This is a genomic window from Streptomyces sp. YS-3 (genome assembly GCF_045257485.1).
Taxonomy (GTDB): domain Bacteria; phylum Actinomycetota; class Actinomycetes; order Streptomycetales; family Streptomycetaceae; genus Streptomyces.
This window is the reverse complement of record NZ_JBJHPC010000757.1, coordinates 1-2,881: the sequence shown is the minus strand read 5'-3', so window position 1 is coordinate 2,881 and position 2,881 is coordinate 1. Positions and strand designations below refer to the sequence as shown.

Genomic DNA, 2,881 nt, shown 5'->3' with positions numbered 1-2,881 from the left:
CAGCACCCGTTGGTGGGGTTTTCCCCCGGCAGAACCGGCGTATGGACCCCATGGCGCCCGGCCGCCCCGCCCGGCAGGCTTGCTTCATGACCAGCACCTTCCAGTACGGCAAGCCCCACAACGAGCCGCATCACGAGCGGTACGACGAGCCGCACCACGAGCCGTACGAGGACGAGAGGCTGCCGCCCGCGCGGTTCGCCTACGACCGGCAGACGTGGAAGGAGATCGCGCATCTCCTCACCAATCTGCCGATGGCGCTCATCGGCTTCGTCTACGTGGTCGTGCTGGTCTTCACCGGCGCCGGGCTCTCGATCACGGTGATCGGCCTGCCGCTGCTCGCGGTCGGTCTGGTCGGCGCGCGCCAGCTGGGCAAGCTGGAACGCGCGCGGGCGCGCGCGCTGCTCGGCGTACGGATCGAGGAGCCCACACCGATCCCGGCGCGGGCGCTGCGTCGGGGGGCGCGCGGCGGGGTCATGCGCTGGCTGTGGACGAGCCTGAAGGACCCGGTGGGCTGGCGGAACGTGCTGTACGAGTTCATCCGGCTGCCCTGGGGCGTGCTGACCTTCGCCGTGACGATGGTCAGCCTGTTCGTGGCGTGGCCGGTCCTCGGGTTCGTCGCCCGGGTGCTCACCAACGCCGACCGGGCGATGGTGCGGGGGCTGCTGTCGCCCTCGGACGAGCTGGAGAAGCGGATCGCCGAACTGGAGTCGGACCGCGGAGTCGTCGTGGACACGGCGGCGGCGGATCTGCGTCGCATCGAACGTGATCTGCACGACGGCGCCCAGGCCCGGCTGGTGGCCCTCGCCATGGGGCTCGGCCTCGCCAAGGAGAAGCTCTTGGAGGGCCAGGCCGACGAGACGGTGGCGGCGATGGTCGACGAGGCGCACGGCGAGGTCAAACTCGCCCTCCAGGAGCTGCGCGACCTGGCCCGCGGCATCCACCCCGCGGTCCTCACCGACCGCGGCCTGGACGCCGCCCTGTCCTCGGTCGCCTCCCGGTGCACCGTGCCGGTGCGGGTGACCGTGGACGTACGGGAGCGGCCCGCGGCGGCGATCGAGGGCATCGCGTACTTCACCGTCTCCGAGCTCCTCCAGAACGTCAGCAAGCACAGCGGCGCGCGCACGGCCTCGGTGGAGGTGTGGCGGTCGGGCGACCGGCTCCTCATCCAGGTCGAGGACGACGGGCGCGGGGGCGCGCGGCTCGACGGCGGTACGGGCATGGCGGGGCTGGCCGAGCGGCTGGGCGCGGTGGACGGGCTGTTCGTGCTCGACTCCCCCGCCGGCGGGCCGACGGTCGTCACGGCGGAGCTGCCGTGGCGGGCACGGGGGCCCAAGGAGTAGGGGAGTGCGGCGCCAGTGCTGGGTTAGTGCTGGGCTAGTGCTGGGCTAGTGCTGGGCTGGGGGCCCAGGCAGTAGACGTGCGGGAGCCGGCGTCCGGAGGTCCGGGCGCCGGTTTTCGTCTGCGGCCCGTGGGGCACGCGCGCGTGGCCGTAACCCGGGGGGTAGGGAAAACCCCCCTTGGAGACGGTGACCCGCTCCATGGTCCCCCGCGGCCGTGGCCAGCAGACTCGTACCAACGAGAACGCGGCCCCCACGACACACGCAACGCGTGCCACCAGGGAAACCGCGTACAGCGGTGAGACGGAACGGATGGACCGATGATCATGGAGACGGAGTACGGGCGGCGGCCTGCACGGCAGCACTTCCTTCCGCCGGCGCTGCGCGCGCCGCTGGAGGCCCGGACGTTCCGTGAGTTCGGCTATCTGCTGCTCAGCCTGCCGATCAGCATCGTCATGTTCACCTGGGGCATCGTGATGCTCTCGCTGAGCGCCGGGCTGCTGGTGACGTTCCTCGGCATCCCGCTGCTCGCGGTCGGGCTGATCGTCTGCCGCGCCTTCGGCGCCATGGAGCGGAGCCGGGCGCGGATGCTGCTCGGCGTGGAGGTGCCCGCGCCGCAGCCCGTACGGGCGAAGAGCGGGATGGCGTGGGTCGGGGCGGTCCTCAAGAGCGGGGTGTCCTGGCGCCACCTGCTGTACTCGGTGCTGCACTTCCCCTGGGCGGTCTTCGCCTTCGTCGTCTCGCTGACGCTGTGGGTGAACGGCTGGGCGCTGGTGACGTACCCGCTGTGGCAGTGGGTGTTCCCGACGTACGTCGGACAGGACGGCATCCAGCTGTACGGGGACGGTACGCACGACTTCTACCTGGACTCGCCGTTCGAGCTCACCCTGACCGTGCTGGTCGGGCTGGTCCTCACGCTGACCGTGCCGTGGATCATCCGGGGCTTCGCGTACGTGGACCGGGGCCTGCTCTTCGGGCTGCTCGGGCCGTCGCGGCTGGAGGAGCGGGTGGTGGAGCTGGAGTCCGACCGGGGTGTGGTCGTGGACACCTCGGCGGCGGACCTGCGGCGCATCGAGCGGGATCTGCACGACGGGGCGCAGGCGCGGCTGGTCGCCCTCGCGATGGATCTGGGGCTGGCGAAGGAGAAGCTGACCGAGGACCCGCGGGCGGCGGCGCGGATGGTGGACTCGGCGCACGGTGAGGTGAAGGTCGCGCTCCAGGAGCTGCGCGACCTGGCCCGGGGCATCCACCCCGCGGTCCTCACCGACCGCGGCCTGGACGCCGCCCTGTCCTCGGTCGCCTCCCGGTGCACGGTGCCGGTGCAGGTCGAGGTGGATCTGCCCGGGCGGCCCGTACCGGCGATCGAGGGGATCGCGTACTTCACGGTCTCCGAGCTGCTCCAGAACGTGAGCAAGCACAGTGGGGCGAGCCGGGCGGGCGTCGATGTGTGGCTCGCGCAGGACCGGCTGATGGTGCAGGTCACGGACAACGGGCGGGGCGGGGCGTCGGTGTCCGGCGGGTCCGGGCTCGCGGGGCTGGCGGAG

Annotated in this window: 2 protein-coding genes; both read left to right on the top strand. The window is 72.1% G+C overall.

Features of this window, described 5'->3' with window-relative positions; all coding sequences use genetic code 11:
* Positions 1–86: 86 nt before the first annotated feature.
* A complete protein-coding gene (locus ACJA3G_RS34340; RefSeq protein WP_406556945.1) occupies positions 87–1,340 on the top strand; it encodes a sensor histidine kinase in 1,254 nt (417 codons plus the stop codon).
* A 323-nt stretch (positions 1,341–1,663) separates the two neighbouring features.
* Positions 1,664–2,881, top strand: a 1,218-nt coding sequence (locus ACJA3G_RS34335; protein ID WP_406556946.1) for a sensor histidine kinase, incomplete at its 3' end; no start/stop codon positions are given.